Annotated in this window: 21 protein-coding genes; 14 read left to right on the top strand and 7 right to left on the bottom strand. The window is 72.8% G+C overall.

The window, feature by feature from the left end; all coding sequences use genetic code 11:
• Positions 1-62: 62 nt before the first annotated feature.
• Complete coding sequence (locus ACZ499_RS03180; protein WP_468671650.1) at positions 63-1,571, top strand: class I adenylate-forming enzyme family protein; 1,509 nt, start codon at positions 63-65, stop codon at positions 1,569-1,571.
• A gap of 81 nt (positions 1,572-1,652) precedes the next feature.
• On the opposite strand, the gene ACZ499_RS03175 is transcribed toward ACZ499_RS03180, so the two are convergent.
• The gene (locus ACZ499_RS03175; RefSeq protein WP_468411594.1) at positions 1,653-2,027 is read right to left on the bottom strand and encodes an STAS domain-containing protein; all 375 of its coding nucleotides are present in this window, start codon (positions 2,025-2,027) and stop codon (positions 1,653-1,655) included.
• Between the two features lie 239 nt (positions 2,028-2,266).
• Here ACZ499_RS03175 and ACZ499_RS03170 point away from each other — a divergent pair, with 239 nt between their 5' ends.
• The 3 genes from ACZ499_RS03170 (at position 2,267) to ACZ499_RS03160 (ending at position 5,857) form a co-directional block, all read left to right on the top strand.
• Entirely contained in the window at positions 2,267-2,845 is a 579-nt protein-coding gene (locus ACZ499_RS03170) for a sigma-70 family RNA polymerase sigma factor (protein ID WP_468671646.1), read from the top strand.
• A complete protein-coding gene (locus ACZ499_RS03165) occupies positions 2,842-4,077 on the top strand; it encodes a zf-HC2 domain-containing protein (RefSeq protein WP_468671643.1) in 1,236 nt (411 codons plus the stop codon). The genes ACZ499_RS03170 and ACZ499_RS03165 overlap by 4 nt, the downstream gene beginning before the upstream one ends.
• A 445-nt stretch (positions 4,078-4,522) precedes the next feature.
• Positions 4,523-5,857: a hypothetical protein gene (locus tag ACZ499_RS03160; protein WP_468671641.1), complete on the top strand. Its 1,335-nt coding sequence runs from the start codon at positions 4,523-4,525 to the stop codon at positions 5,855-5,857.
• A gap of 24 nt (positions 5,858-5,881) precedes the next feature.
• Here the strand turns inward: ACZ499_RS03160 and ACZ499_RS03155 are convergent, their stop codons facing one another.
• Complete coding sequence (locus ACZ499_RS03155; protein WP_468671639.1) at positions 5,882-7,219, bottom strand: ABC transporter substrate-binding protein; 1,338 nt, start codon at positions 7,217-7,219, stop codon at positions 5,882-5,884.
• A gap of 173 nt (positions 7,220-7,392) precedes the next feature.
• On the opposite strand from ACZ499_RS03155, the gene ACZ499_RS03150 reads away from it, so the two are divergent.
• Both ACZ499_RS03150 and purU read left to right on the top strand, forming a co-directional pair.
• Positions 7,393-7,842: an SCO4402 family protein gene (locus ACZ499_RS03150; protein ID WP_468411821.1), complete on the top strand. Its 450-nt coding sequence runs from the start codon at positions 7,393-7,395 to the stop codon at positions 7,840-7,842.
• A 42-nt stretch (positions 7,843-7,884) separates the two neighbouring features.
• The gene (gene purU, locus ACZ499_RS03145; protein ID WP_468411603.1) at positions 7,885-8,736 is read left to right on the top strand and encodes a formyltetrahydrofolate deformylase; all 852 of its coding nucleotides are present in this window, start codon (positions 7,885-7,887) and stop codon (positions 8,734-8,736) included.
• Positions 8,737-9,280: 544 nt separating this feature from the next.
• Here purU and ACZ499_RS03140 read toward each other — a convergent pair.
• Positions 9,281-10,663, bottom strand: coding sequence for a transcriptional regulator (locus ACZ499_RS03140; RefSeq protein ID WP_468671633.1), 1,383 nt, complete (start codon positions 10,661-10,663; stop codon positions 9,281-9,283).
• A 358-nt stretch (positions 10,664-11,021) separates the two neighbouring features.
• Here ACZ499_RS03140 and ACZ499_RS03135 point away from each other — a divergent pair, with 358 nt between their 5' ends.
• From ACZ499_RS03135 to ACZ499_RS03120, 4 genes are all read left to right on the top strand, one after another.
• The gene (locus tag ACZ499_RS03135; RefSeq protein WP_468671630.1) at positions 11,022-11,699 is read left to right on the top strand and encodes a bifunctional DNA primase/polymerase; all 678 of its coding nucleotides are present in this window, start codon (positions 11,022-11,024) and stop codon (positions 11,697-11,699) included.
• Positions 11,700-11,751: 52 nt separating this feature from the next.
• Positions 11,752-12,624 (top strand): ABC transporter ATP-binding protein, encoded by an 873-nt coding sequence (locus ACZ499_RS03130; protein ID WP_468671627.1) that lies wholly within the window; start codon positions 11,752-11,754, stop codon positions 12,622-12,624.
• Complete coding sequence (locus tag ACZ499_RS03125; RefSeq protein ID WP_468671622.1) at positions 12,621-14,252, top strand: transporter; 1,632 nt, start codon at positions 12,621-12,623, stop codon at positions 14,250-14,252. The genes ACZ499_RS03130 and ACZ499_RS03125 overlap by 4 nt, the downstream gene beginning before the upstream one ends.
• Before the next feature lie 77 nt (positions 14,253-14,329).
• Entirely contained in the window at positions 14,330-15,181 is an 852-nt protein-coding gene (locus ACZ499_RS03120) for a polysaccharide deacetylase family protein (protein WP_468671619.1), read from the top strand.
• Positions 15,182-15,199: 18 nt separating this feature from the next.
• On the opposite strand, the gene ACZ499_RS03115 is transcribed toward ACZ499_RS03120, so the two are convergent.
• Together ACZ499_RS03115 and ACZ499_RS03110 are read right to left on the bottom strand one after the other, a co-directional pair.
• Complete coding sequence (locus ACZ499_RS03115; RefSeq protein WP_468671617.1) at positions 15,200-16,081, bottom strand: alpha/beta fold hydrolase; 882 nt, start codon at positions 16,079-16,081, stop codon at positions 15,200-15,202.
• Positions 16,082-16,665: 584 nt separating this feature from the next.
• Positions 16,666-17,358 carry a metal-dependent transcriptional regulator gene (locus ACZ499_RS03110; RefSeq protein WP_067162907.1) on the bottom strand — a complete coding sequence of 231 codons (693 nt, stop codon included), beginning with the start codon at positions 17,356-17,358 and terminating at the stop codon, positions 16,666-16,668.
• 226 nt (positions 17,359-17,584) lie between these two features.
• Between ACZ499_RS03110 and ACZ499_RS03105 the strand changes: the two genes are divergently transcribed.
• Positions 17,585-18,340 carry an SIS domain-containing protein gene (locus tag ACZ499_RS03105; protein ID WP_468671614.1) on the top strand — a complete coding sequence of 252 codons (756 nt, stop codon included), beginning with the start codon at positions 17,585-17,587 and terminating at the stop codon, positions 18,338-18,340.
• A gap of 8 nt (positions 18,341-18,348) precedes the next feature.
• Here ACZ499_RS03105 and ACZ499_RS03100 read toward each other — a convergent pair whose 3' ends face one another.
• The gene (locus tag ACZ499_RS03100) at positions 18,349-18,726 is read right to left on the bottom strand and encodes a VOC family protein (protein ID WP_468671612.1); all 378 of its coding nucleotides are present in this window, start codon (positions 18,724-18,726) and stop codon (positions 18,349-18,351) included.
• Positions 18,727-18,736: 10 nt separating this feature from the next.
• Here ACZ499_RS03100 and ACZ499_RS03095 point away from each other — a divergent pair, with 10 nt between their 5' ends.
• Together ACZ499_RS03095 and ACZ499_RS03090 are read left to right on the top strand one after the other, a co-directional pair.
• Positions 18,737-19,267 (top strand): GNAT family N-acetyltransferase, encoded by a 531-nt coding sequence (locus ACZ499_RS03095; protein WP_468672080.1) that lies wholly within the window; start codon positions 18,737-18,739, stop codon positions 19,265-19,267.
• A 165-nt stretch (positions 19,268-19,432) separates the two neighbouring features.
• A complete protein-coding gene (locus ACZ499_RS03090; RefSeq protein ID WP_468671610.1) occupies positions 19,433-20,812 on the top strand; it encodes a PAS domain-containing protein in 1,380 nt (459 codons plus the stop codon).
• A gap of 549 nt (positions 20,813-21,361) precedes the next feature.
• On the opposite strand, the gene pdxH is transcribed toward ACZ499_RS03090, so the two are convergent.
• Positions 21,362-22,012 (bottom strand): pyridoxamine 5'-phosphate oxidase, encoded by a 651-nt coding sequence (gene pdxH / locus ACZ499_RS03085; RefSeq protein WP_468411625.1) that lies wholly within the window; start codon positions 22,010-22,012, stop codon positions 21,362-21,364.
• A 303-nt stretch (positions 22,013-22,315) separates the two neighbouring features.
• Here pdxH and ACZ499_RS03080 point away from each other — a divergent pair, with 303 nt between their 5' ends.
• Entirely contained in the window at positions 22,316-23,416 is a 1,101-nt protein-coding gene (locus ACZ499_RS03080) for a citrate synthase 2 (protein ID WP_468671607.1), read from the top strand.
• Positions 23,417-23,546: the final 130 nt, after the last annotated feature.

Below are 23,546 nucleotides of genomic sequence, written 5' to 3'. Positions count from 1 at the left end.
GCCCACGATCTGACTACTCGTCAGTTACGCGGTCACTGGGGGTCGAAGTGAATGACGTCGGAGTGAACGACACCGCACACGCACTGGGCGCCTCGCGCACCCTCTGGGAACTGGTCGCCCGCCGCGCCGCCCTCACCCCCCACCGGCCCGTCCTGCTCCAGGACGACCGCGCCCTGAGCTTCGGCGAGCTGCGCGACCGCGCCGAGCGGGTGGCAGCGGGCCTCTACGACCTGGGCGTACGGCCCGGCACGGTGGTCGCCTGGCAGCTGCCCACCCGGATCGAGACCGCGCTCCTCTCCTTCGCCCTCGCCCGGCTCGGGGCCGTCCAGTCGCCCGTCATCCCCTTCTACCGCGACCGCGAAGTGGGTTTCGCCCTACGGGAGTCGGGCGCGGAGTTCTTCGCGGTGCCCGGGCTCTGGCGCGGGTTCGACCACACCGCGATGGCGGCCCGCCTTGGCGCGCGGGGCGTCTTCGAGGCGTACGGGACGCTCCCGGACGGCGACCCGGCCGTCCTGCCGCCCCCGCCCGCCGACGGCACCACCGTCCGCTGGATCTACTGGACCTCGGGCACCACCTCCGACCCCAAGGGCGTGCTGCACACCGACCGCTCGCTGATCGCGGGCGGCTCGTGCCTGGCGCACGCGCTGCACCTGTCGGCGGACGACGTGGGCTCGATGGCGTTCCCGTACGCCCACATCGCCGGGCCCGACTACACCGTGATGCTGCTCCTGTACGGCTTCCCCGCGGTGATGTTCGAGCAGTTCGCGCTGCCGGACGCGCTGGAGGCGTACCGCGAGCACGGCGTGACGGTGGCCGGCGGGTCGACCGCTTTCTACTCGATGTTCCTGGCCGAGCAGCGCAAGCGGCCGGGCGCCAAGGTCATCCCCTCGCTGCGGCTGCTCGCGGGCGGCGGGGCGCCCAAGCCGCCGGAGGTCTACCGCTCCGTCGTACGGGAGATGGGGGTGCAACTGACCCACGGCTACGGCATGACCGAGGTCCCGATGATCACGATGGGCTCACCGGACGACACGGAGGAGAACCTGGCCACGACGGAGGGGCGGCCGCCCGAGGGCATGGAGATACGGATCGTCGACGGCGAGGTGCGGCTGCGCGGGGAGGCCGTGTGCCAGGGGTATGTGGACCCCGCACAGACCGCCGAGGCCTTCGACGCGGACGGGTTCCTGCGCACGGGCGATCTGGGGTTCGTGAAGGAGAGCGGGCATCTGGTGCTCACCGGGCGGCTCAAGGACGTGATCATCCGCAAGGGCGAGAACATCTCGGCGAAGGAGATCGAGGATCTGCTGCACCGGCACGCCGGGGTGGTCGATGTGGCGGTGATCGGGCTGCCGGACGCGGAGCGGGGGGAACGGGTCTGCGCGGTGGTTGAACAGGCGCCGGGTTCGGCGGAGTTGACCTTGGCCGAGGTGACCTCCCATCTGCGGGCGCAGGGCCTGTCCGTGCACAAGCTGCCCGAGCAGGTGGAGGTGGTGGATGCGCTGCCTCGCAACGAGACGTTGCGGAAGGTGCTGAAGTACAGGTTGCGGGAGATGTTCGGGGGTGGTGGGGGCTGAGTTCCCGGGTGCGGGCCGTGTGTGGCTGGGCGCGCAGTTCCCCGCGCCCCTGAAGGCGCGGCCCTCACGTATGTGCGGTCCTCACGCCGACAGCGGCTGCGACTCGTCCCCCGCCGCCGCGTCCACGTCCCCGTACACGTCGAAGAGACGGCGTACTCCCAGGGCCGCCAGCACCCGGTTCACGTGCGAGCCCTCGACCGCACCCCGGGCAGGGAGGATCAGCCGGAGCCTGCCCCGGCAGGAGCGGATCAGACGGCGGGTGGCGATCAGGACGCCCACACCGCTGGAGTCGCAGAACAGCACCCCGGACAGATCGAGCACCAGATCGTGCCGGCCCGCCGCGACCGCCTCGTGGACCACGCGCCTGACCTGCGGCGCCGTCACCAGGTCCAGTTCCCCGCGGACGCACACCACGGCCCATCCGCCCTGCTCGGCCTCGTTCACGATCAGCGTCACGCGTCCGGTACCTCTCTGTGCCGTCGGCCCCCGCCCGTACCAGCGCGCCTTCCCGTACCGGATCGCGCGAAACCACTTCGCCTTTATCACGACCTGCCGGTCCGGGGGCGCACTTGCCGTAAAGGAGCGCTCGTTCTCGGTCGGGCGCACTACATTCGAGGAGACACGAGTACACAGGGGCGCGGACAAAAGACACAAAGATCGCACAACGGTATACGCGTAGACGGTTGGGGAGCCGCATGGCGAAGGACGCACCACCTCGCTGGGACCGCAAGATGCAGCAGCGCCTGGCGCGCGGCGAGGCGGCCGCGCTCGGCGAGCTGTACGACCGGTTCGCCTCGCTCGTGCACAGCCTGGCCCACCGTGTGCTCGGCGAGGACTCCGCCGCCGACCAGATCACCCGCGAGGTGTTCGGCTACGTGTGGGAGAACCCGGACGCGTACGACCCCAAGCAGGGCTCCATGCGCTCCTGGATCGCCAAACTCACCCAGCGCCAGGCCGTGCTGCGGCTGCGCCAGGCCGAGGTGGCGCAGTACGCGGAGCGCGGCGGCTCCACCGAGGAGCTGGAGGCGAAGGTGCTGCGGGCCACCGCGGCCGCCCGCGCCGACTACATCGTGACGTCGATGCCCGCGCCGCTGCGCCAGGCCCTGGAACTGGCGTACCACCAGCGCCGCGACTACCGGCAGGCCGCCGCCGACCTCTCCATCAGCGAGGACGAGGCCCGGCGCCGGCTGCGGCTCGGGCTCCAGCTGCTGTCCACGGCGAACACCCGCCCGCCTGAGAGGTCCTCGCCGCCCGGTTACGGACGTGCGCTGTGAACGGGCCCGCCGAGCAGGGTCCGCCGCTTCCCGACGACGAGAACGGCACGCCGCGCATACCGCCACCGCGCCGGGCCGCGGACGACATCGAACGGCTGCCGTCCCTCCCGCCGCCCCCGCCGCCGGAGCCGGTCGTCCGCTCGCACGCCATATTGAAATCGCTGCTCGGGGCATGGGCGCTGACCGCGTGCTCGGCGGAGGAGACCGAGGCCGTGGAGGCACACCTCACCGAATGCGCACCCTGCGCGGACGAGGCGCTGCGGCTGCGGGACGCGGTGGGGCTGCTGCAAACCGACCGCAGCCTCGATCTGGACCCGCTGCTGCGGTCCCGGGTCCTGGAGAACTGTCTGGGCCGGCGCCCGGCACGCATCCCGGTACCGGACTGGGCGTCCGCGTACGACGCGGAGGCCGCCCGGCTCGACGCACTGCTCAACGACTTCGGCGACGCGGAGTGGCACGCGCCGGTGCGGCTGAAGTGGTTCGAGCGGGAGCGGCAGGTGAACCGCAAGACGACGGTGGCGGGCGTGATCGGCCACCTGATGGTGGTGGACGGCCTCGTGACGGCGGCGCTGGGCCTGAACGACCCGTCGGGCGCGGGCCTCCCTTCGGGTCCGACGGCCCGCACCGAGGCCTTCTGGACCTCGACGCGCTTTCCGCTGACGCGGGCGGTACGGGAGCCGTGGCGCGAGCAGACGCACACGCTGATCCGTACGGTGTCGTTCGCGGGCCGGGGCGCTGCCGAACTGGCCGTCCCCTACGGCGGCTTCGCCCTCCCGCTCCAGGACGCGCTCCTCGACCGGGCCTTCGAGTGCTGGATCCACGCGGAGGACATCGCGGAGGCGGTGGACTACCCGTACGACCCGCCGTCCGGGGCGCATCTGCACCGGATGATCGATCTGGCGGCACGGATCCTCCCGGACACGCTGGCCGCGCGCCGGCGTGCGGGTCTGGCGTCGCCGCCGCGCCAGCTGGTCACGGCGGGCTCGCCCGGGCGCTCCCTGCGCCTGGAGATCGAGGGCGCGGGCGGCGGTGACTGGTACATCGCGCTCGACTCCCCGGCGGCGGTCGGCTCCCCCGACCACGAGGTGGCCCACATCGCCCTGGACGGCGTCGAGTTCTGCCGCCTGGCGGCAGGCCACGTCAAACCGGAGGACGCGGCGGCGGGCCACCTGGGCGACCGCGAGGCGATCCGGGACGTGCTGCTGGCGACGGCGTCGCTGAGCAGGCTGTGAGCCCCACCCCGCCCCTTCACCTAGACCCTCCGGGGGTGGGTGGGGGGTGGAGGTGGGTTTCCCGGGGGCTGCGCCCCCGGACCCCCCTTGCGGGGCCTGCGGCCCCTGCACCCCGCTTACGGGGGCTCCGCCCCGGACCCCGCTCCTCAAACGCCGGAGAGGCTGATTTCGCCCGGGCCCCTCGCATGCCGGAGGAGCTGGAGGTGCCTCAAGGGGCGCGGGGAACTGCGCGAGCAACCACAGCCGACCCGCAGCCAAACACCGGGCCCAAAAGGGGCGCGGGGAACTGCGCGACCAGCCACGGACGGGCCGCAGACAAACACCGGGCCCGGGGCGGAGCCCCCAGCAGGGCAACCGGGCGCTGAACCGGGTGGGCGTGGCACCCCGCCCCGGGGACCCGGTAGCGTGGCTCGATGATTCCGTAGTCCCACGCGTAGGAGTCCCGGTGACGCAGAGCCGACAGGGTGACGAGCCGCAGCTACCCGCTGTACGGCCCGCACACGAGGGCGTCGTGCTGCCCGCCGACGGATCCGCCCCGCTGCCCCCGGGGCCGCCCGGGGGCCAGCCCTGGGGGCAGCCATGGGGTCCGCAGGACCCGGCGCCCGTCTGGGGACAGCCCCTGCCCGCCGAGAGCGGCGACGCCACGCAGTACATCGCCCCCGTCCCGGCGGACGGCGGCGGCGCCGAGGAGACGCAGTACCTCACCCCGCCCCCGGCGAACGCCTCGGACGCGACCCAGTACATCGCGCCCGTCCCGCCCGCGCCCGGCGCCTCCGACGCCACCCAGTTCCTCGCGCCCGTACCCCCGGCATCCCCGGGCGCCCTCCCCCCGGAGGCCCCCGGCGGCGCCGAGGCGACCCAGTACCTGCCGCCGGTTCCGGCCGCCCCGCAGGACACGCCGTACGGCATACGTCCGGGCGCGCCCGAGGAGCGGCAGCCGCCCGCCGAGTTCGACAGCCTCTTCCGTACCGACGGGCCGCCGCAGGGCCAACGCCCGGGTGAGAACCAGCAGTTGCCCCGGTTCGCCCCGGCCCCGCCGGTCCAGGTCCAGGTGCAGCCCCAGCAGCAGGCCGCCCCGGCGTACCAGCCCCCGCAGCACCAGGCCCCGTACGACTCCTACGACTCGTACGACGACGAGCCCCCGCGCCGCTCCCGCCTCGGTCTGATCGCCGCCATCGGCGTCGGCCTCGCCGTCCTCGGGCTCGGCGCCGGGTATCTCATCAGCGGCACCGGCGGGGGCGGCGGCGAGAAGAAGAACGACAACGCGCCCATCGCCGCGACCACCCCGACCACCGGCGGCGGTGACGGCAAGGCCCCCGCCGACCCCGCCAAGGCGCAGGCCGTCGAGCTCGACAAGCTGCTCGCCGACAGCAACAACAGCCGCGACGCCGTCATCGGCGCGGTCGCCGACATCCGCGGCTGCGACAAGCTGGACGCGGCCGCCACGAGCCTGCGCGACGCCGCCCGCCAGCGCGGCGAGCTGGTCACCCGGCTCCAGAAGGTCGCCGTCGACAAGCTGCCGAACAACGCCAGGCTCACCGCCGAGCTCACCAAGGCGTGGCAGGCGTCCGCGTCCGCCGACAACCACTACGCCGCCTGGGCCGACCAGTCCGGCAAGGACAAGGGCTGCAAGCACGGCCACGCCCGCCGTACGCCCGACGCCGCCCAGGGCGACCGCGCCAGCGGCGAGGCGACCCTCGCCAAGAAGCAGGCGTCGGGGCTGTGGAACGCGATCGCGGGCAAGTACGGCCTGACGAAGCGGTCTTCCGCCCAGCTCTGACCCGTAACGCCCCGCAGGTGCGCGTCAGCCCAGGGCCGACGCGTCCTCCAGCGTCGTGCTCACATCCGTGAAGCCGCGCTGCGCCGCCGTCAGCCGCCCGGCCTTCACCACCTGGAACGTCACATCGCGGTTGACGATCCGGGGGAAGTCCGGCGCCGCCAGCATGTCCTCGAACTTCCACCGCAGCGTCGGCGTCAGCCCGCCCGTCTCCACGCTGACGCCCTTGTTGAGCGCGCGGACGAGGTCGTGCGCGGCCACGTCGTTCTTGTTCAGCGACTCGACGACCTTCTTCAGGACGGTGTACGCGATCCAGGTCGTCTGGACGCCCGCGTCCGCCGCGTCGATGGACTCGTCCCGGAACGCCTGCTCCCGGATGACCTGCCGCATCGGCCCCCAGCGCGCGTCGCCCGCCTCCGGGTACCAGCCGGTGACGTACGCGCCCTCGAACGGGCCGTCCGCACCGCCCGTGCGGTCGATCAGCGGCTGCCCGACCGAGCCGAGCACCGAGGCGATCTGCACCTTCTGGCCGTCGTCCTCGACGCGCCGGAACGAGTCGAAGAACGTCTCGGTGCGGGCGCCGAGGACCGCGGTGACGCACCCCTTGCGGGCCCGCTCGGCGGCCGCCTTCCTGCCTATCCTCCCGGGCAGTTCCGGGTCCGCCCCGGCCCGTACCAGCGCCTCCTGGGCCTGCGGGGTGTAGTCGCCCGCGTCCTCGGTCGTACGGATGTCGGCGGACGGCTTGCGGTGGCCGGTGGTCAGGCCGGAGTCGAGGAGTAAGGGCATGATGTCGCCGGAGACGGTGTCCGGCCGCACCAGCGCGACCTTCTCGCACCACACCGCGAGCTGCTTGCCGGTGCCGGCGAGCAGGGTGGCCTGGCCGCCGTTGACGGGGTAGGAGAGCGCGCTGGTGAACTCCTCGTCGGAGACGCCGTAGCCGCCTATGTACGGGATCCCGGCGGCCTCCAGGGGGGCCATGAAGGCGCGGCCGTGCTGGCTGTAGGAGCCGACGACGGCGACCGCGTTCTCCTTGACCGCGCGGCGGGCGCACTCGGCGGCGCCGGTGGCGGTGTTGTGCTCGTTGCAGGTGAGGACCTGGAGCTTGTGCCCGTCGATGCCGCCGTGCGCGTTGACCCATCGCGCGTATGCCTCCGCCATGGACGGCATTCCGGGCATATTGGTCGCACGGGTGCTGTCGGGTGCCCAGGTCATGACCGTGACGGGATCCCTGGAGCCCCCCGCGGTTCCAGGGATCACGCCACAGCCGGTCACCAGCGAGGCTCCGGCCGCCGTACACACGGCGACCAGCGCGGCCGCCACGGAGTGGAAGGGGCGGGGGGAGGAGGAGCTGCGCCATCCGGTCATGTCCCTGCACAATTCCGCCTCACGGGTAACGGCAGAGTGAGCACTTCTCAACGCTGGGTGACGCGCGGGTGAATTACGGGGGCGCCTGGGGACCGGGAGAACATGAACGTACGATCGAACGCGTGCAGCAAGGTTCAGCCAGCTCTTCCCGTCGCGGCCGTCGCTCCCCCACCATGGGCGGCATGCCGTTGAATGACATGCCGTGGTGGCGCTGGCGCGCGAACGTGCGATCCGCGCTGCACATGCTCTCCGACGATGCCTTCCAGCAGGAGGTGTGGCTGGCCGGGCAGGAGGGGTACGGGGACATCACCGACGCCGTCTACCGGCTGGTGGAGGACACCTGGCTCGACAACTGGTCGGCCGAGAAGTACGTCGGCACGGTCTTCCGGGACTCCGGCGAGGCCGCCCTCGTCGACGTGGTGGTGCTGCGGGTGCTGCGGATCATGCACCAGGTCGGCGCGGACGCCCCGGTGTCGGGGTTCCTGGCCCACCACGGGTGGCCGGAGGCGGTACGGGCCGCGCGCGAGGCACACGTACGGCTGGCGGTGAACGACGGGGACGACCCGGACGTACAGCCGCGCTCCCTTGAGGTCCTGAACATCCTCACCCGTTCCGCATCCTGAGCGGCGCGGGGGGCCGGGTGCCGGTTGTGGCATCCTGCCTGGATGACTGACCAGTACGTCCTCACGCTCTCCTGCCCGGACAAACAGGGCATCGTGCACGCCGTGTCGAGCTGTCTCTTCATCACCGGCTGCAACATCGAGGACAGTCAGCAGTTCGGAGACCGCGACTCCGGTCTCTTCTTCATGCGGGTCCACTTCTCGGCCGAGGCGCCGGTGACGGTGGAGAAGCTGCGGGCCGGCTTCGCGGCCGTCGGCGACTCCTTCCAGATGGACTGGCAGATCCACCGCGCGGACGAGCGCATGCGGATCGTGCTGATGGTGTCGAAGTTCGGCCACTGCCTCAACGACCTGCTCTTCCGCTCGAAGATCGGCGCGCTGCCGGTGGAGATCGCGGCGGTGGTCTCGAACCACACGGACTTCTCCGAGCTGGTCTCCTCCTACGACATCCCCTTCCGCCACATCCCGGTGACGAAGGAGACGAAGGAGACGGCGGAGGCGGAGCTGCTCTCGCTCGTACGGGAGGAGCGCGTCGAGCTCGTCGTGCTCGCCCGCTATATGCAGGTCCTCTCCGACGACCTCTGCAAGCAGCTCAGCGGCCGGATCATCAACATCCACCACTCCTTCCTGCCGAGCTTCAAGGGCGCGAAGCCGTACCACCAGGCGCACGCCCGGGGCGTGAAGCTGATCGGCGCGACCGCGCACTACGTCACCGCGGACCTGGACGAGGGCCCGATCATCGAGCAGGAGGTCGAACGGGTGGGCCACGAGGTCACCCCCGACCAGCTGGTGGCGGTCGGCCGCGACGTGGAGTGCCAGGCGCTGGCGCGGGCGGTGAAGTGGCATGCGGAGCACCGGATCCTGCTGAACGGCCGCCGCACGGTGGTCTTCGCGTAACCCCATCTGGGGGCGGCCCCCCCAGTCCCCTCTTCCTGGGCTGCGCCGGGGCTGCGTGTTCGCCTGCGGCCTGGGGCTTGTTTGGGGGTGCGTGTTTGTCTGCGGGCTGAGTGTGGCTGGTCGCGCAGTTCCCCGCGTCCCTTAAGGCGGACGGGGCCCGGCCATATTTTCAGTCCTCGGGCGTCAGGGGGGAGCCCGCACATTCAGGCCCTACGGCGCTTGAGGAGCGGGGCAGGGGCCGCAGGCCCCGCCCTTTCAGGGGCGCGGGGAACTGCGCGACCAGCCCCCACCGGGCCCGCAGACGAACGGGATCCGGGGCGGAGCCCCGAAAGCGGGGGCGGGGGCGCAGCCCCAGTGGGGGTACCGGGGGCGAAAGCCCGCGTATGCGGGTTCAGGGGCCGCAGGCCCCGCAAGCGGGTGCAGGGGCGCAGCCCCGCTCGGGGTCCGGGGGCCCAGCCCCCGGGTAACCGGCCCTCGCCCCCACCCCCCCGGAGGCCGCACGGCGGAGCCGCGAACGTCACAGCGGGAACGGGCGGGGTGGGGGCTACGCCGCCTGGACTTCGAGGCGCGCGCCGAACTCCCGTACCGACGGCTCGTCCGCGTACGGCTCCAGGCGTTGCTGGAGGTCGTCGAGATAGTCCGCGCCGCGGTTCGTGCGCAGCGTGGACAGCAGGTCCACCGCCCGCGCACCCGTGGCGCACGCCAGCTCCACCTCCCGCTGCTGCACCTGCGCCGTGGCGAGCAGGATCAGCCCGATCGCCCGGCGCCGCGCCCGTGTCTCGGGGTGGCCCGCCAGTGACTCCTCGGCGCGCCGGGCGGCGGCCTCGGGCTGCCCCAGGTCCCGGTGGCAGTGGGCGAGTTCGTCCGCCAGGTACGCGTGGTCGAAGTGGGCGATCCAGGACGGGTCGTCGCCGGAGTCGGCCGAGGCCGCCTCCAAGGCCGCGAGGGCCCGCCCCGCCACCGTCTGGCACGTACGCGCGTCGCCGAGCAGCGCGTGCCCCCGCGCCTCCGCCGCGAAGAACATCGCCTCGGCGCGAGGGGTGACCCGGCCCCGCGAGCCCTCCTGGGCGGCACGCGCCAGTTGCGCGATCTCGCGCGGGTTGCCCAGCTGGGCCGCGAGGTGGCTCATGGAGGCGGCCAGCACGTACCCCCCGTAGCCCCGGTCCCCCGCCGCCTGGGCGAGCCGCAGCGCCTGGATGTAGTAGCGCTGCGCCAGGCCCGGCTGGCCGGTGTCGACGGCCATGTAGCCCGCCAGCTCCGTGAGCCGCGACACCGCCGCGAACAGCTGGCGCCCGACCGTCTCCCGGTACGAGCCCGCGAGCAGCCCGGACACCACGCTGTTGAGGTAGTGGACGACGACCGGGCGTACATGCCCGGACCCGAACCGGTGGTCGAGCTCGACCAGCGCGTCCGTCATCGCCCGCACCGCGTCGACGTCCGCGACCCCGACCCGCTGCCCGGCGTTGCGCGCGACCTGCACGTCCGCGCTGGTGATCAGCCAGTCGCGGCTCGGCTCGACCAGCGCGGAGGCGGCGACCGTGGAGCCGGTCAGGAAGTCGCGGCGGCCCACGTCGCTGCGCCACAGCTCGCAGACCTGCTCGATCGCGCCGAGGACGGTGGGCGAGAACTGGAGCCCCACCCCCGACGCCAGGTTCTTGCCGTTCGCCATGCCGATCTCGTCGATCGTCACGGTGCGCCCGAGCTTGCGCCCCAGCGCCTCCGCGACGATGCCCGGCGCCCGTCCCCTGGGCTGCTGGCCGCGGAGCCAGCGCGCCACCGATGTCTTGTCGTACCGAAGGTCGAGCCCGCGCTCGGCGCCGACCATGTTGACGCGCCGGGCGAGACCCGCGTTGGAGCACCCGGCTTCCTGGATGAGCGCCTGCAGCCGTTCATTGGGCTGGCGGGCGACTAGAGGCCTGGCTGCCATGTGAACCCCCTGATGCGGCAGTTGATCACTCCTGTGATCAATGCCCTGCGAAAAGGAAGAGAATGCGAAGGAAGCGAAGGAAAGCGCGAGAAGCAGAAAATGCGCCGTAAATCTGATGAATGACGGTCGCGTGTGATGTCGGCGGTGGCGGCGATGTCGCGATGGTGAAGTGATGTCGAACCAACGGGCGCATTGTCCGTTTCCCCGGAGCCCCCCGCTTGTGGCTACCCGCCACGAGAGGCGCGGCCCCACGCGCGCCCCCGTCCATGCACCCATGCGCCCCGGATGCAGGATCGATGCTCCTGCGCCGCCCGGCGCGCGCCCGTAACCCGCGGTGGTGGCGGGAGTTGAGTCCTGCGTGGAAGAGACCATCACAGGCACGGAAGCCGCACAGATTCCCAAGCAGCGCGGTGACCAGCTCCTCGACAGCGCGGTGCGGTACGCGGAAGAGCGGCACTGGGACGTGTTCCCCGGCACCTGGCTGGAGGCGGCCGAGGGCGTGGAGCACTGCTCGTGCGGCGACGCCGCCTGCCCGTCGCCGGGGGCGCACCCGTCCCGGCCGGACTGGGCGACCCAGGCCACGGGGAGCGCGGTCGCCGCCCGCCGCATGTGGTCGAAACAGCCGAAGGCGTCGATCCTGCTGCCCACCGGCCGCACCTTCGACGCGATCGACGTCGCGGAGTCGGCCGGCTTCCTGGCGCTCGCCCGGATGGAGCGCATGGAGCTCACGCTCGGCCCGGTCACCTGCACCCCGGACCGCCGGATGCTGTTCTTCGTGCTGCCCGGCGCCGGCGCGAAGGTCCCCGACCTGGTGCGCGAACTGGGCTGGACGGCCTCCTCGATCGACCTGATCACCCGCGGCGAGGGGGACTACGTGGCGGCGCCGCCCACCCGCATCGGCGGCCACGGCGCGGTGCAGTGGGCCCGCCGCCCCACCCCCGCCAACCGCTGGCTGCCGGACGCGGAAGAGCTGATCAGCCCCCTCGCGTACGCCTGCGGACGCGAGGCCGCCGCCGCCCGGGCGCGCCACTCGTAGGGTGTCCCCGTAGACGTACGGACGTACGTACGGGGATGAAAGGCGCACCACCATGCCGGATCAGACAATCGACGGCGGCTCCGACCCTGCGGAACCGGATCCCGCGGGCCCGGAGGCCACGGGTGTGGACACCGCGGACGGGGTGCGGGACCTGCCGCCCGCCGTCCGGGTCAGCGATCTGTGGAAGCGCTTCGGCGACCAGATCGCCGTCGCCGGGATCGATCTGGAGCTTCCGGCGGGCAAGTTCATCGGCCTGGTCGGGCCGAACGGGGCGGGCAAGACCACCACCCTGTCGATGGTGACCGGCCTGCTCCGCCCCGACCGCGGCACCGTCGAGGTCGGCGGCCACGACGTCTGGCGCGACCCGGTCGCCGTGAAGTCACGGATCGGCGTACTGCCGGAGGGACTGCGGCTCTTCGAGCGTCTGACAGGGCGCGAACTGCTCGGCTACACCGGCCGGCTGCGCGGGCTGCCCGGCGCCGAGGTCGACAAGCGGGCCACCCAGCTCCTGGACGTCCTGGACCTGGCGGGCGCCCAGCACAAGCTCGTCGTGGACTACTCGACCGGTATGCGCAAGAAGATCGGGCTCGCGGCGGCCCTGCTGCACAACCCCGAAGTGCTGTTCCTGGACGAGCCGTTCGAGGGCGTCGACCCGGTCTCCGCGCAGACGATCCGGGGCGTCCTGGAGCGCTACACCGCCTCCGGCGCGACCGTCGTCTTCTCCAGCCACGTCATGGAGCTCGTCGAGTCGCTGTGCGACTGGGTCGCGGTGATGGCCGCCGGGCGCATCCGCGCACAGGGCACGCTCGCCGAGGTCCGGGGCAGCGCGACCTCGCTGCAGAACGCGTTCCTCGAACTCGTGGGCGCCCACGGCCGCGACACCGGCGAGACCCTCGACTGGCTCGGCGGCGGTGCGGCCCGATGAGCGCCACCGACACGGCCCCGAAGGCCGCCGCGCCCTTGGGCACGCCCTCCCTCACCCCGCTCTTCGTACGGCTGAAGCTGTCGCTGCTCAAGAACGGGCTGCGGCAGTCCGGCGGGCGCCGGGCCGCGTACATCACCTCGGCCGTGCTCGCCCTCCTCTTCGCCGCCCTCCAGCTCCTCGGCCTGCTGGCGCTGCGCGGCGACGCCCACGCGGCCACGGTGGCCGTCCTGGTCACCGCCGTCCTGGCGCTCGCCTGGACGGTGATGCCGCTGTTCTTCCCGAGCGGCGACGAGACCCTGGACGCGACCCGGCTCGTGATGCTGCCGCTGCGCCCGCGCTCGCTGATCGTGGCGCTGCTCGCCGCCTCCCTGGTCGGCATCGGGCCGCTCTTCACTCTCTGCCTGGTGCTCGGCTCGGCGATCGCGGTGGCCCACAGCGCGGCGGCGGCCGCCGTCGCGGTGCTCGCCGTACCGCTGGCGATCCTGGTGTGCGTCGCGCTCGCGCGGACGGTGGCCACGGCCAACACCCGGCTGCTGACCTCCCGCAAGGGCCGCGACCTCGCCGTGCTCAGCGGTCTCGTGATCGCCATCGGCTTCCAGTTCGTCAACTTCGGGGTGCAGAAGCTCGGCGACTCCGGCGGCCTCTCCGCACTCGACCCGGCCGGGAACGTGATCCGCTGGCTGCCGCCCGCCGCAGCGATCGGCGCGGTCGACGCGGCGAGCGAGGGCGCGTACGGGCGGGCGGCACTGCAACTCGCGCTCACCGCCGTGGCGTTGGCGGCCCTGCTGTACGCCTGGCAGCGCTCGCTGGTACGGCTGATGACGACCCCGGACGGCTCGACGTTGCGGCCCGCCGACACGGCCCGCAAGCAGGCGGACCGGCCGGGACTCGCCGGGCTGCTGCCCGAGGGCCGCACCGGCACCGTCATGCTGCGCACCCTGCGGTACGCCTGGCGCGACCCCAAGACCAAGGCGGCGTGGATCACTTCGCTCGCCATCGGCCTGATCGTCCCGGTCGTCAACGCCCTCCAGGGCAACGGCACGGTGTACTTCGCCTCCTTCGGCGCGTTCATGCTGGGCGCCCAGATGTACAACCAGTTCGGGCAGGACACCTCGGCGTTCTGGATGGTCGTCCAGACGATCTCCACGCCCCGGGACGCCTTCCTGGAACTGCGTGCCCGTGCGTACGCGATCGCGCTGGTGACGGCCCCGTACACCGTCCTGGTCGCGGTGGTCACGGCCTCGCTGGTCGGCAACTGGGCGGCGCTTCCGCAGGCGTTGGGGCTGTCCCTAGGACTGCTCGGCGCGATGCTGGCGACGGGCGCGGTCGCCTCGGCGGCGTTCGCGTACTCGATCCCGCAGGACAGCCGCAAGAACGTGGCGCCGGGCCAGGGCGGCATCGCGTTCCTGGCGATCACCGGCGGGATGCTCACCAGCGGGCTGCTCTGCGCGCCGCTGATCGGCCTGACGATCTGGCTGCACACCTCGGACCGGCACGGCTCGCTGTGGCTGCTGCTGCCGGCGGGGGCGGTGTACGGGGTGCTCGTCGCGTACACCGGGCTGCGCGTCGCGGCCCCGCGCACGGCCAGGCGGCTGCCGGAGATCCTCCTGGCGGTCAGCCGGGGCTGAGGACCGCCGCATGCGGGCGTCACTCCGGCGGGTGACGCCCGCATGCGTGCCGGAGCGGGCACGGGTAGATCTTTTGTGTGACCGCGTATCGCATATCCCTCAGGGCCGTGGCCGCCGGGTTCGCCGCCTCGGTCCTGCTGTTCTGCGTCGGCTGCGCCACCGGCGCGGAGGTCTCCCGCGCGCCCCGGGCCGCTCCCGTACGCCATGTGCACGAGGGCGACGAGAGCCCCCCGGAGGCCCCGCCGGGGGACGGCCGGGCCGCACTGCCGTACTCGCCGCTGTGCCGCACCGCCAGGTGCATCGCGCTCACCTTCGACGACGGGCCCGGCCCGTACACCGCGCAGCTGCTGGACATACTCGGCCGGGAAGGCGTGCGGGCGACGTTCTTCCTGGTCGGCGACAAGCCCGTGCACACCTATCCCGACCTCGTACGGCGGATCGCCGCGCAGGGCCACGCGATCGGCAACCACACCTGGACGCACCCGGTCCTGACCGGTCTGCCCGACGCGGAGATACTGCGCCAGCTCACCCTCACCCAGTCGGCGCTCAAGCAGCTCACAGGCGTCAGGCCGACGCTGATGCGGCCGCCCAAGGGCCTCACCGACGCCCGGGTGACGGGCGCGGCCCGCGCGCTCGGACTCGCCCAGATCCTGTGGAACGTGACCGCGACCGACTACCACAACACGACCACCGAGCTCGTACGGAAGCTGGTCCTGGAGCGGGCCCGGCCGGGTGGCGTGGTCCTGCTGCACGATGTCCTGAAGTGGACCGTGCCCGCCGTGCCCGGCATCATCGCCGGGCTGCGCGGCGCGGGCTACACGCTGGTGACGGTCCCCCAGCTGTACGAGAACATGCAGCCGGGCGAGCAGTACCCGGTGTGGGCGACGCCCGCGCCGACCCCCGCCCCGGCGGCCTCGGGGCACGGCTGAGCCCTTCGGGTCCCCGGTTCAGGGGGACGGGGGGACCGGGTGCTCGGCCGCCTCCCGGAGGAACGGCTCGACCACCGCCCGCCAGCCCTCCGGCTGGTCGTAGTGGACGAGATGGCCGGCGTCGGCCACTTCCGCGTACTGACCGCGGGGCAGTACGCGGACCATCTCCTGGGCCTCGGCGCGTCCGAGCTCGCCGTCGAGGCCGCGGACCACGAGCGCCGGGCAGCGGACCTGGGCCAGCTCCTCCCAGTGCGCGTCGAACACCCACGTCTCGCGGGACTTCAGCATCTGGCGGCGGGAGAAGACCGGGCGCCAGCCGTCGGCCCGCTCGGCCATCACCTCGGCGAAGAACTCGCCGCGCGCGGGGCTGGGGCGCTCCACCCATGGATCGTCCTCGCCGAACCACTTCCGTACGTCCGCGAGCGTCGCGAACGGGACCGGCCAGGACTTGAACCAGTCCTCCCACTCGCGCTGGGAGGCCGCGCCGAGCGCAGAGGCGCGCATGTCGCAGACCACCAGGGCGCGGACGAGGTCGGGGCGGTGGGCGGCGAGCTGCCAGGCGGTGAGGGCGCCCATGGAGTGGCCGACGAGGGTCACCGGGGCGAGGCCCAGCTGCTCGATCGCCGCCTCCGCGTCCGCCACATAGGCCTCGCGGGTGAAGGGGCCCTCGGCGGGCTTGTCGCTGCGGCCGTGGCCGCGCTGGTCGAGGGCGACCGCTCGGTGCTTCTCGGCGAGCCAGCGGGCGGTGGGCGCCCAGTGCGCGGCGCGGCCCATGAGTCCGTGGAGCAGTAACACCCCGGGCGCCCGGTCGGTCTCCCGGGGGCCCTTGGGCGGGTCCGCGAACTCCCAGGCAGCGAGGCGTACGCCATCGGATCCCGTCACGTCGCTGCGTCGCACCATGTGTCCTGGCACCCCCTTCAGCCCCCGAAGCCCTGAGGTCAGTTCACGGCAGGGTATCGAACCCCTATTCGAAAACCCGCGTCTCTCGCGCAACACCCCTCGTTCGAGTGACCGGACTCAAGGATTGACCGGCCGCCCCGAGGGGAGATCTTCTGCGGGAGGCGGGCGGCCACGGTGGGACCGACCGGCCGGCCCGAGGGAGCTGACCCCGAGAGCTCGGGGCTCCGGGTCAGCACCGGGGAGGGCAGGCCCCGGCGCCGCAGGGCGTCGGGGCCCTCTGCATCTCGGCGGGACCCGCCGGGCCCGCCAGGAGCGGAAGACAGTCGCATCGGGACTCTCCGCACGATCCCCTCCCCTCCCGGCCGTACGCTCCTCGGCCGTTCGCCCTTCCGCTCCTTCAGGTCATATGCCTCACCCGACAGCGTGGCACGCGAACCGCCCGTCCGCTGCCGATCCGACCGGAAACGGCGGTCGGGGACGGCGGTCGGCCCACCCTCTCAACTCCCGTACGCCCCAAAGGAAACGGGGCGGCGCCGCGCACCCGCGCGACACCGCCCCCGTCGACCCTGTGTTCCGTACGCTTCCTACCGCTTGGCCACGAAGACGTGGGAAGCCACGTCCGCGCCGAGCTCGGCGGCCTCGCCGCTGCTGCCGACCAGGACGCCGCCAGGGGACCGCGTCACGCTGACGACAGCGCCGGGCTGCACGCCCGCGCGACGCAGCGTGTACATCAGCTGGGCGTCCGTCTGGATCGGCTCGCCGATGCGGCGCACGACGACCGTCATGCCGTCCTCCGTCGCCTCCAGCTCGTTGAGGCTGATGATGCCGTCCTCCAGGAAGGCGTCGGCCTCGGCCTTCTCGCCCAGCTCCTCCAGGCCCGGGATCGGGTTCCCGTAAGGAGACTCGGTCGGGTGGCGCAGCAGCTCAAGCACCCGCCGCTCCACCGCCTCGCTCATCACGTGCTCCCAGCGGCAGGCCTCGGCGTGCACCTGCTCCCACTCCAGGCCGATCACGTCGACGAGCAGACACTCGGCGAGCCGGTGCTTGCGCATGACGCGCGTGGCCAGGCGGCGGCCCTCCTCGGTGAGCTCCAGATGCCGGTCGCCCGCGACCTGGACCAGGCCGTCGCGCTCCATGCGCGCGACCGTCTGGCTCACGGTCGGCCCGCTCTGGTCGAGTCGCTCCGCGATCCGGGCGCGCATGGGGACCACACCCTCTTCCTCAAGTTCGAGGATGGTGCGGAGATACATCTCCGTCGTGTCGATCAGTCCGGACATACGTGCCCCTCGATGCTGTGAATGTTGAAAGCACTCGTGCGCTGGCCCTGGCTCAATTCTGACGCATACCACTGACAACCGTGCCCCGGCCGGGGCACGGCCCGAGAACGGGCGCTCGGGAGGACTGGGCACAGGGCGTATTGACAGGGCAATGGTCCAGACCGCAACGTGTGCGGCGGCACGGACATTCCCTCCCCCGAGCATTCCCCCGGAAAGGGCCCAGGCGATGAGCGAGAGCAAACTGGCCGGTCAGTTCTTCGACGCCGCCATCGGACTGCTCCAGCGGGTACGGGACGAGGAGGCCGGGAACGTCGGCGCCGCCGGGACCGCGATCGCGGACACCGTCGCGGCGGGCGGCCGCCTCTTCGCCTTCGGAGCCGGGCACTCCTCGCTGGCCGCGCAGGACGTCGTCTACCGGGCGGGCGGCCTCGCCCTGATGAACCTCCTCGCCGTGCCCGGCACGGTCGGGGTCGACGTGACGCCCGCGACGCTGGGCTCGGCCCTGGAGCGCGTGGACGGCCTGGCGGGCGCGGTCCTCGACTCCAGCCCCGCCAAGCCCGGCGACGTCCTCGTGATCGTCTCCCTCTCCGGCCGCAACTCGCTGCCGGTCGAGATGGCCATGAACGCGCACGCGCTGGGCCTGAAGGTCATCGGCGTCACCTCGCTCGCGTACACCGAGGGCACGAAGTCGCGCCACGTCTCCGGCACGTTCCTGCGCGACCACTGCGACATCGTCCTCGACAGCAAGATCGCGATCGGCGACGCGGAACTCACCCACGAGGCGATCCCGGCCCCCTTCGCCCCCGCGTCGACGGTCGTCACCAGCGCCCTGATGCAGGCGATGATGGCCGCGGCGGCGGAGTCCTTGGCGGAACGGGGCATCGAGCCGCCGCTGCTGCGCTCCGGGAACGTGGACGGGGGCCATGAGTGGAACGGGCGGGTGCTGACGGAGTACGGGGACCGGATCTTCTTCCGGCACTAGGCGCTGCGCTACTGGCCCGCCCGCTCCCCCGCGCTCCGCTCCACGCAGAACTCGTTGCCCTCCACGTCCGCGAGGGTGACCCAGCCCCTGCCGTCGGGGAGGCGGTGGTCGCCGACCAGGGTGGCGCCGAGGGCCAGGAGGCGGTCGACCTCCTCGTCGCGGGTGCGGTCCTGGGGCTGGAGGTCGAGGTGGACGCGGTTCTTGACGGACTTGGCGTCGGGGACCGTCACGAAGAGGAGGGTGGCGCCCTCGCTGGTCACCAGGGCCTCCGGGTCGCCGGGGAAGTCCTCGTCGGAGAGCTTGCCGTCGAGGGCCGCCGCCCAGAAGGTGGCCAGGGCGTGGGCATCGGTGCAGTCGAACGTCACGTGACGTACAAGTGAGGTCATGAGCGTCACTATGTTCGACGAGGGCGGGGCGGGAAAGGCCTTTTCGCGCGCGTGGGCGATGTCGGGCGCGCGGATCGATCTGGAACCCCTGCGGGCCGGGCACGCCGAGGAGATGGCGGAGGTGCTCGGGGATCCCGCGCTGCACCGGTTCATCGGGGGCGTGCCCGACGACGTGGAGCAGCTGCGTGCGCGGTACGCGCGGATGACGGCCGGGTCGCCCGACCCCGCCGTCCAGTGGCTCAACTGGGTCATCCGGCTGCGGGAAGAGCGCCGGTCGGTGGGTACGGTCCAGGCCACTGTGGAGGGTGGTACGGCGGAGATCGCCTGGGTCGTGGGGACGCCCTGGCAGGGGCGGGGGATCGCCGTGGAGGCCGCGCGGGCGCTCGTCGCGGGGCTCGCCGCGTACGGAGCGCGGCGCGTCGTCGCGCACATCCACCCCGATCACACCGCGTCCGCCGCCGTCGCGCGCGCCGCCGGGCTCGCCCCGACCGGCGAGTGGCAGGACGGGGAGGTGCGCTGGCGCGCGGAGCTCGCCGGGTGAGCCCGCGCGGATCGTCCTCCCCCCGCTGCCGCGTCGCAAAACGACCCCTCCTGTGAAGGTATTTCGGGGAAGTCGGTGTGGGATGCGTCACGTTCCAGTTGAATGATCCGACGAGGGTCGGTGCGTCGGTGTGACGCGGCGACACGTCCTGCAGGGGGTGCCAGGATGAGTGCTTCCCGGAGTGAGACCACCAACGCCCTCGGTCCCGACGAGCCGGACCGCGGGCACGACGACGATCCCGGCGGTCCGCCGGTGCCCGAGCCCCAGCACGGCGGCGATCTGCTCGCCGCGCTGCTCGACGGCATGGACGCCGCGCTGTGCGCGTTCGACGCGGGCGGTGCGGTCACCCACTGGAACCGCGAGGCCGAGCGGATCCTCGGCTGGAGCGCCCAGGAGGCCGTCGGCCGCCAGGGCTTCGCCGGGTGGGCGGTACGGGCCGCCGACGCGGGCGAGGTCGAGGGCCGGCTGATGGCCGCGATGGACGCGCCGGGCCGCCAGGTGCACGAGTTCGCGCTGCTCAAGAAGGACGGCGGGCGCGTTCTCGTACGGACGCAGTCGGCGGGGGTCCGGGGCGCGGACGGCAAGCCGGCGGGCGTGTACTGCGCGTTCAGCGAGGTGCACGCGCAGATCGACCTGGAGCGGTCGATCGCGCTGAGCGAGGCCCTGTTCGAGGACGGGTCGTGGGGTGTCGTCCTTGTGGACGTGGACCTGCGGCCCACCGTCGTCAACGCGTACGCGGCGCGGGCGCTCGGGACCGGGCGGGTCACGCTGCTCGGGCGGCCGCTCGGCGAGCTGATCGTGCAGGGCGTGGAGGAGCTGGAGGGCGCGCTCCACCACGTACTCGCGGAGGGTGCGCCCGACTCGCCCGCCGAGCTGTGGGTGACGCTGCGCACCGCCGAGGGCGAGCGGCGGCGCTGCTGGCGCAGCGGCTTCCTGCGGCTCGCCTCGCCGCTGGCCGAGGAGCCGGTGCCGCTGGGAGTCGCCTGGCTCTTCCAGGACGTGACCGACGCGAAGCTGGCCGAGCAGGAGGCGGACCGGCTGCGGTTCCGCTGGAACCAGCTGTACCGGGCCGCGCGTACGGCCGCGGAGTGCGAGGACCCGTCGGAGGCGGCGATGGCGTACCTGGACTTCGCGCTCGCCGGGTTCGCGGAGCACGCGCTGGTCGACGTGGCGGTGGGCGAGCGTCTGGTGCGTACGGCGGCGTCGCCGGCGAGCGCGCCGGGCCCGGTCGCGCCGGTGTCGGGCGGTGGCATCCCGGTGCGTTACGCGCCGGGCCACCCCGCCCTTCAGGCCGTCGACCGGATCGGGTCGGTACGGGCCAGTGGGGGTGCGGGCGCCCAGAGCTGGGCCGAGGAGCGGCAGTGGCCGGCGGATGCGCGGCACGCGCTGTGCACGGTGCTGCGCAGCCGGGGCCGGACTCTGGGGGTCCTCACGTTCCTGCGCGGCCCCGGCCGCCCGGCCTTCGAACGCCCCGACGCGACGTTCGCGGAGAGCGTGGCGGTACGGGTCGGGGCGGCGCTGGACCTGGCGGCGGCGCTGGGTTAGCCCCCACCCCGCCCGTTCGCGGCTCGTACGCCCGCACGACCCCGGACCGCTACGCCCCGCCTGCAACGGCCCCGCGCCAAGCAGCACCACGGCTTCGTCACCGGCGATCTCGTACGAGCCACCATGCCCAGCGGCAGATGGAAGGGCACCTGGACCGGACGCGTCTCCGTCCGCAGCAGGGGCCAGCGCAGCCTCACCACCTCGGCGGGCCGCTTCAACGTCCTGCACCGCAACCTGCGGCTCCTCCAAAGGGCGGACGGCTACTCCTACGCCGCGAAAAAAGAGACTCCCGAAAATCGGTTGAGGCGTCTCAGGGCCATGTCTAGTGTGTCGTTCAACGCCGAAAGGAGGTGATCCGGAAGTGATTTCACACCGGACGCGTGAGGTGACTGCGGGCTAGCGCCTGCCAGTCGCACTCTTTGTGCAGTGCCGGCTCGTCGCCGGCCGAATTCCCAGCAGTCACCGACCCGCGGGCTCGCCGGTACGTCCGGCCGGCTTCTCTTCGGAGGAACCCGAGCCCGCGGGTTTCTGCATATCCAGGACCAAGTACTACGGGGCCAGGCGTTCCACCTGCCAGGTGTCGGCGGAGGCCGGCACATAGCGCAGGCGGTCGTGGAGGCGGTTCTCGTGGCCCTGCCAGAACTCCATCGTTTCCGGGACGATCCGGAAGCCGCCCCACTCCGGGGGGACCGGGACCTCGGTGCCTTCGGGATAGCGGGCCGCCAGCTCCTCGTAGCGGGTCGTCAGCTCGGTGCGGGAGACGATCGGCTGCGACTGGGGGCTCGCCCAGGCGCCCAGCTGGGAGCCGTGGGGGCGGGTGCGGAAGTACGCCTGAGTCTCCTCGCTCGGGATGCGCGCCGCCCTTCCCGTCACGATGACCTGGCGGGAGATCTGGTGCCAGGGGAAGAGCAGCGAGACCTGCGGGTTCGCCGCCAGTTCGGTCGCCTTGCGGGAGGCGTAGTTCGTGTAGAAGACGAAGCCCCGGTCGTCGTAGGCCTTCAGCAGGACCGTGCGCGTCGACGGGCGGCCGTCGGGGGTCGCCGTGGCGACGACCATGGCGTTCGGCTCGTGCAGGCCGCCGGTGACGGCCTCCTTGAACCAGCGCGCGAACTGGGCCATGGGGGTGGCGGCGAGGTCCGCCTCGTCCAGGAGGGTGGTGCGGTACTGGCGGCGCATGGCGGCCGGGTCGTGGTCGGTCACGGCGTCATCCTGCCGCAGGAGCGTGCGGCCGCGCCGGGGCCGCCGCCCGCCGCCCCGGGATGGCACGGCGTGTCAGTTTTCCCGGCACGGAGGGTCGCCAATCCTCTGCGCGGTAAATGGGGCAGTGTGCCGGATGTCACGCTTCCCCGCACCCGTCGAACCCGCCAAACTCTCCGCTGGGCCACTGTGGCCCCCCTACGACCCGGTGGGTGACTTTCCACCGCACGGGGCATCACGGGGGAAGGGGCGCCCCCTGCCCAAACCCATCCCGCAGCTGTCGCACGCATCACGAGGAGCCGCCTGATGTCCGACTTCGTACCCGGACTTGAAGGAGTCGTCGCGTTCGAGACGGAGATCGCCGAACCCGACAAGGAAGGCGGTGCTCTTCGGTACCGAGGCGTCGACATCGAGGATCTCGTCGGCCATGTGTCGTTCGGGAACGTCTGGGGGCTGCTCGTCGACGGCGCCTTCAATCCGGGGCTGCCGCCCGCCGAGCCGTTCCCCATCCCCGTGCACTCCGGGGACATCCGCGTCGACGTGCAGTCCGCGCTGGCGATGCTCGCGCCGGTCTGGGGGCTGAAGCCGCTGCTCGACATCGACGAGCGGACCGCCCGCGACGACCTGGCGCGCGCCGCCGTCATGGCCCTGTCGTACGTCGCCCAGTCGGCGCGCGGCCAGGGGCTGCCGATGGTGCCGCAGCGCGAGATCGACAAGGCCGAGTCGGTCGTCGAGCGGTTCATGATCCGCTGGCGCGGCGAGCCGGACCCGAAGCACGTGAAGGCCGTCGACGCGTACTGGACGTCCGCCGCCGAGCACGGCATGAACGCCTCGACGTTCACCGCCCGCGTCATCGCCTCCACCGGTGCCGACGTCGCCGCCGCGCTCTCCGGTGCGGTGGGCGCGATGTCCGGTCCGCTGCACGGCGGTGCCCCCTCCCGCGTCCTCGGCATGATCGAGGAGATCGAGCGGACCGGCGACGCCACCGCGTACGTGAAGAAGGCCCTCGACAAGGGCGAGCGCCTGATGGGCTTCGGGCACCGCGTCTACCGCGCCGAGGACCCCCGTGCGCGCGTGCTGCGCCGCACCGCCAAGGAGCTGGACGCGCCGCGCTTCGAGGTCGCGGAGGCGCTGGAGAAGGCCGCTCTGGAGGAGCTGCACGCCCGCCGCCCCGACCGCGTGCTCGCCACGAACGTCGAGTTCTGGGCGGCGATCATGCTGGACTTCGCGGAGGTCCCGGCGCACATGTTCACGTCGATGTTCACATGTGCCCGTACGGCGGGCTGGTCGGCCCACATCCTGGAGCAGAAGCGGACGGGCCGCCTGGTGCGCCCCTCGGCCCGCTACATCGGCCCGGGTCCGCGCAACCCGCGCGAGGTGGAGGGGTTCGGGGACATCCGGGCCTGAGCCCCGGTCCGGCAACTCTGTCACGTGTGTGGGGGGGGGGGGGGGGGGGGGGGGGGGGGGGGGGGGGGGGGGGGGGGGGGGGGGGGGGGGGGGGGGGGGGGGGGGGGGGGGGGCGGGAGGGGAACAGGAA

Source organism: Streptomyces sp. NPDC031265, assembly GCF_055570295.1.
This window is presented reverse-complemented; position numbering and strand designations above follow the sequence as displayed.